This window comes from Terriglobia bacterium, assembly GCA_036496425.1.
Lineage (GTDB): Bacteria > Acidobacteriota > Terriglobia > 20CM-2-55-15 > 20CM-2-55-15 > 20CM-2-55-15.
The window spans coordinates 1-5,753 of record DASXLG010000065.1 but is presented as its reverse complement, the minus strand read 5'-3'; the positions used below and the strand labels follow the sequence as shown (position 1 = coordinate 5,753).

5 protein-coding genes and 1 tRNA gene are annotated in these 5,753 nt (G+C 58.2%); 1 reads left to right on the top strand and 5 read right to left on the bottom strand.

The annotated features are described in order from the left end of the window. The 5 genes from VGK48_04170 to VGK48_04150 form a co-directional block, all read right to left on the bottom strand. A partial coding sequence (locus VGK48_04170; protein ID HEY2380359.1) for an ABC transporter permease occupies positions 1–597 on the bottom strand: 597 nt, incomplete at its 3' end. Then, positions 575–1,300, bottom strand: a complete 726-nt coding sequence (locus VGK48_04165) for an ABC transporter ATP-binding protein (GenBank protein ID HEY2380358.1) — start codon at positions 1,298–1,300, stop codon at positions 575–577. The genes VGK48_04165 and VGK48_04170, both read right to left, overlap by 23 nt. 115 nt (positions 1,301–1,415) lie before the next feature. Further along, positions 1,416–2,903 carry an efflux RND transporter periplasmic adaptor subunit gene (locus VGK48_04160; GenBank protein ID HEY2380357.1) on the bottom strand — a complete coding sequence of 496 codons (1,488 nt, stop codon included), beginning with the start codon at positions 2,901–2,903 and terminating at the stop codon, positions 1,416–1,418. Continuing rightward, positions 2,900–3,496 carry a TetR/AcrR family transcriptional regulator gene (locus VGK48_04155; GenBank protein HEY2380356.1) on the bottom strand — a complete coding sequence of 199 codons (597 nt, stop codon included), beginning with the start codon at positions 3,494–3,496 and terminating at the stop codon, positions 2,900–2,902. Before VGK48_04155 ends, VGK48_04160 begins: the two co-directional genes overlap by 4 nt. Before the next feature lie 615 nt (positions 3,497–4,111). Further along, positions 4,112–4,195, bottom strand: a tRNA-Leu gene (locus tag VGK48_04150). A 53-nt stretch (positions 4,196–4,248) separates the two neighbouring features. On the opposite strand from VGK48_04150, the gene VGK48_04145 reads away from it, so the two are divergent. Next, positions 4,249–5,753: VacB/RNase II family 3'-5' exoribonuclease (locus VGK48_04145; protein ID HEY2380355.1), on the top strand; the 1,505-nt coding region annotated here is incomplete at its 3' end.

Genomic DNA, 5,753 nt, shown 5'->3' with positions numbered 1-5,753 from the left:
CTGCCCGACCATCGATTGTCCTTTTGCATCGAGAACACCGACGACGCGGAACGGCAGATTGCGGACCCGAACGATCTGTCCGATCGGATCGGCGCCGGGAAAAAGTTTATCCGCAACCGTTTTGCCCAGAACGACGACGCGCTCGGCCGTTCGGATATCGACGTCCGTGAAGAAGTCGCCCCGCGCAATCTTCCAGTTCCGGATGATCGGGAACTTTTCGTTGGAGCCCTGAATCCGGACGTACCAGTTCTGGTTTCCGTAAACGAACTGGCCGGAAGCGCTGACGATTTCCGATGCGGCCGCGATGGTCGGAACTTCGCGGACCATGGCCTGCATGTCTTCCTCGGTCAGGCTGTTCGCAGCGCCGGCGCCGAGGCTCACGCCTCCCTGCGTGATGTTGCCCGGCATGATGATCATCATGTTCGAGCCCATGCCGCTGATCTGATCCTGGACCATCTTCTGCGCGCCCTGTCCGATCGAAACCAGCGCAATGACCGCGCCGACGCCGATGATGATGCCGAGCATCGTCAAGGCCGTGCGCATCTTGTTCCGGTTCAGGGCCCGGACCGCGACTTTAACGATTGCCAATAAATTCATCGTCGTCCTCTTCGGTTTCCACCGGCAGTTGCTCCAACACCTCGGCTGCGTCCTTCCGGTTCTCGACCGCGAAGTCGCGGCGGATGCGGCCGTCGCGGAATTGAATGATGCGATTCGCGTATTGAGCGATATCGGGCTCGTGAGTCACCAGAATCACGGTCAGATTGCGCGCTTTGTTGAGGCGCTGGAAGATTTCCATCACTTCGACGGAAGTCCGGGTGTCGAGCGCTCCGGTCGGCTCGTCGGCCAGGATCAAGGCCGGATTGTTCACCAGCGCCCGCGCCAATGCGACGCGCTGCTGCTGTCCGCCCGAGAGTTGATTCGGCATGCTCTTCTCGCGATCCGAGAGCCCGACCTCCGCCAGCGCTTCACGTGCGCGCCGGAGCCGCTCGGCGGTGTGGACACCGGCGTAGAGCATCGGTAATTCGACGTTCTCCAAAGCCGAAGTGCGCGGCACCAGATTGAAACTTTGAAACACGAACCCGATGTGCTTGTTCCGGATATCTGCAAGGCCGGCTTTGTCGTGCTTCGAAACGTCCTGGTTCTCGAGGAAATAGCTTCCTTTCGTGGGATGGTCCAGGCAGCCGATGATGTTCATCATCGTGGATTTTCCGGATCCCGAGGGCCCCATGATCGCAACGAATTCGCCGCGTCCGATCTCCAGGGAGACATTGCGAAGCGCGTGAACTTCGATGTCTCCCATGTGATAGACCTTGTGAATGCGCTCCAGCCGGATGACGGCGGGGGAGGAAATGGGGTCGCACCCCGAATTCTGCAATTCAAGAATTCGGGGTGCGGCCCCATTTCCTCCCCCGTCCTTAGTTGCCACGGTTACCGCCGCCTCCAAATTGCGGCGCTCCATTCGGCGGCGGCACGCCCGCGGCCTTGGTGCTGTCGCCGATAATGACCGCATCGCCCTGTCTCAGGTCTCCGGAGACGATCTCGGTCGAGCTTCCGTCGGTGATTCCCAGCATGACCTTGCGCGCTTCGGGTTTCTGCTGCTGCGCATTCAGGACGTAGACGATCCCGGGCCGCTGAACGATCCGCTTCGGCGGTACCAGCTTGATCTTTTCCGCGGGATTCCATTTCTGGCCGGGAGCAAGCGGCGCGGCCGCCGGTTCAACCCCTTCCTGGACTTTTGAGGTGGCGGCTTCGGTTTTAGCGGTGCCGGTGGTACTCACGGTCTGCTGATCGCTCAGAGATTCGCGCTGCATATCCGGAGGCGTATAGCGGAGCGCCGCGTTCGAGACTTTCAGGACTTTCGCGCGCTCATCGACCGTGATGACGATGTTCGCCGTCATGCCCGGCTTCAGTTTGAGGTCCGGGTTATCGATGCTGATGATGACGCTATAGGTTACGACATTCTGCACGGTCGTCGGATTCAAGCGGATTTCGGAGATCCGGCCTTGGAAATAGTCATTCGGATACGCATCGACATTGAACTTTACGTCGGCCTGATCGGAAATGTTCCCGATGTCGGCTTCGTCCACGTTGGCATTGACCTGCATCTGCATGAGGTTGTTCGCGATCGTGAAGAGCGTCGGCGCCTGAAGGCTGGCGGCGATGGTCTGGCCGACGTCGACGTTGCGGGAAATCACGACGCCATCCACCGGCGAGTAGATATTGCAGTAGTCGAGGTTGAGCTGCGCGCGGTTGAGGTCGGCCTGGGCCTGCTGGAGCTGCGCCTTCGCCTGCGAGAGTCCTGCTGAGGAAACGCGGGCCTGGGCGTCGGCCTGTTCGACGGAGGCCGCGGCCTGGTCGTATTTCGCAACCGAAGAGTCGGCGTTGGCTTTGGCCGTGTCGAAGTCGTTCTGGGAAACCACGCCTTCTTTCTTAAGGTCCGAGTTCCGCTTGTAGACCACGAGGTTGTTGTCGCGGGTGACGCGAGCCGCTTCGAGGTTGGCCTTCGAGCTGGCAACGTTGGCGGCCTGGGTTTTGACGTCCGCTTCGGAGCTCTGAACGTGCGCCTGAGCGGACGCCACCGCCGCCTGAGAGTTTTCAAGCTGCGCCTGATAGTTCCTGGGATCGAGGCGTGCGAGAAGCTGGCCGTGTTTCACAACCGAGTTGTAGTCGGCATAGAGCTCGTCGACCTGCCCCGAGACCTGGCTGCCGACCTGGACGGTGACGACGGTCTGGACCACGCCCGTCGCGTTCACGACGTTGCGCAGAGGACCGCTGTCGGCCGCCGCCGTGAAGTATTCATTGGATGATGTTTTCTGTCTTCGCGCCGCAAACAGGACGGCTGCGGCGATCAACAGGATCGCTACCGCAACCATTCCGTTTTTCTTGCTGAGTAGTTGTGTCATATGCCGTCTTTCGTCATGCCTTTGAGAAAAATAGATACGAATGTGCGGACGACTTCGTCACTGTCGTACGGCTGGGTTTTCTTGAAACCGAAGATTTCCTGCCAGAGGACGAAGCTTGCGAACATTCCGAAGAAAGCGCGCGCCGCGAGGTTCGGATTCATGGAACGGAAGACGCCTTCGTCGATTCGCTTCTGGATGTGGTTGAAGGACGGCCTGCGCGCGCTCATGCTGGCGACGAACATCTCGGAGAGCTGATGACCTTCGAGTGCGCTGAACAGAAGGAGACGCAGGAAAGTGGTGTCCTTTTCATGGCGCTCCAGGAACATGCGGCCCAGCGTCGTGAAGAACTCTTCGTCGGTGCCTTCGTTCGCCAGCCGCTCGAGCTCTTCCATGTGGTGGTCCTGCGCTTCGGCCGCCTTGTGCTCGAGGATGGCCGTGTAGAGCTCTTCCTTATTATTAAAATGGCGGAAAATGATGGCTTCGTTGACGTCCGCATGAGTTGCCAGGTCGCGGGTGGTCGTTCCGCGGAAGCCTTTTTTGGCGAAGAGCTCCATGGCCGCGGTTAGGATCTCCTGTCGCCGGTCGTGTTTCATAAGTAAGTACTCACTTACCTCCGTAGTAAGTACTTACTTACGGTATTTGATGGGAATATGCAAGGAAATTAAAGGGGGAAATGCGCGGCGTCAGTTTCCGAAGGATGGCCGGAAGTGTGGCGCCTTTTTGGGCCGGAATCCCCACTTTATATGCCAAGCCTTGCATTCCGGGTGTAAAGCCTTCCCCACAGAAATCGGGCCTTACATTCCTGGTGTAAGGCCTTCCCTACAAAAATCAAGCCTGACATTTCCGGTGTAAGGCCTTCCCCGCAGAAATCAAGCCTGACATTCCCGATGTAAAGCCTTCCCCGCAGAAATCAAGTCTGACATTCCCGATGTAAGGCCTTCCCCGCAGAAATCAAGCCTGACATTCCCGATGTAAAGCCTTCCCCACAGAAATCAAGCCTGACATTCCCGATGTAAAGCCTTCCCCACAGAAATCAAGCCTGACATTCCCGATGTAAGGCCTTCCCCACAGAAATCAAGCCTGACCACCGGGGGTATCGAGCTGCCGAACCTAACCTGGCCCCGAATTAATAATGAAGCGATTTGCTTCTGGAAGGAACGCATGGCCAAACGGACAGCGCCTATGAGGCAGGTGATGATGAGTTGCTATGCCGAAAGGGGGACTCGAACCCCCACGCCCTTGCGAGCGCTAGAACCTGAATCTAGTGCGTCTGCCAATTCCGCCATTTCGGCCAAAGACAATCAAATCTATGTTCTTCGATTGGTGAAGTCAATAGACTGGAGTCATGAGGGCGAAGAACTCCCGCGGGCGCGGAGCGCGGCGGCGGTCGGAGCCGGACCTCAGTAAAGAGGACCTCGTCAAATATATCCAGAAGTCGGCGGACCGCGGGATGAACCTCCAGCGGATACTGGAAGACTTCGACGCGACTCCGGCGGCGCGCAAGCAGATCAAAGACATTCTCGATCAGCTCGTCAAAGAGGGGAAGCTCGCAAAACATCGAGGGAACCGGTACGAGGCGGCGGCCCGCAACCTCATTGACGGCACGATTGTGGTTCACCGCGACGGTTACGGCTTCGTGATTCCCAAGGAAAAGATTCAGGGCGTCGAGAGCGACATCTTTATACCCGCGGCTCTTCTCAATTCCGCCATGAACGGCGACAAGGTGAAGGCCGAAATCACTTTTCGAAAAGCGGGCGGCCGGGCGGAGGGCCGCATCGCCAGCGTGGAAAAGCGGGCGCGGGATACGATCGTCGGTCAGCTGCGATTCGACGGACAGGTCTTCTTCGTCGCGCCGGCCGATGAAAAGCTGCCTGAAAAAATCCTCATCACCGGCGATGCCGCCGAGCACAAGGACAAGATCGTCGAGGTTGAACTCTCGCGCTTTCCCAGCGAAACCCGGTGGCCGGCCGGCAAGATCGTTTCCGTTATCGGCTTTATCGACGATCCGAACGTCGAAACCAACGTCATCATCAAGAAATTCGGTTTGCCTGCGGCGTTTCCGACGGAGGTCGAACAGGAGGCCGCCGCACTGCCGGACGCATTGACCGAAAAGGACTTTACCGGCCGCGATGATTTCCGCAAACGCAACACCATCACGATCGATCCGAAAACAGCCCGCGACTTCGACGATGCCATCGACCTGGAAGTGCTTCCGAACGGCACATTCCAGCTCGGCGTGCACATTGCGGATGTCTCGCATTTCGTCGCGGCCGATTCCGCCATGGATATCGAGGGCCGCGTCCGCGGAACGTCTGTCTACTTCCCGGACCGCGTCATCCCGATGCTGCCCGAAAAAGTTTCCAATCATCTCTGCTCGCTGAATCCGAAAGTCGACAGGCTCGCGATGAGCGTCATGATGCATCTGTCGCGTACGGGAGAGGTGCAGGATTATTCCTTCCATAAAAGTGTCATTCATTCGAAGGAACGGCTGACGTACGAAGACGTTCAGGAGATCCTCGACGGCAATGCCATGCTCGAGCAGCGCTTTGCGCACGTTGTGCCTCACATCCGCGCGATTGCCCGCCTCGCCGCGATCGTTCAGAAGCGCCGGCAGCAGCGGGGCACGATCGATTTCGATCTGCCCGAACCGGTGTTGACCTACGACGAGCGGGGCGATGTCTCCGGAATTACCAAGTCTGTCCGGTTCTTTTCGCATCGCATCGTCGAAGAATTCATGATTCTGGCGAACGAGGTCGTCGCGCGGCACCTCGAAGAAAACGATATTCCCAGTCTGTACCGAGTTCACGAAGAGCCGGACCCGATGAAGGTTCAGGATTTCGCGGAGATTGT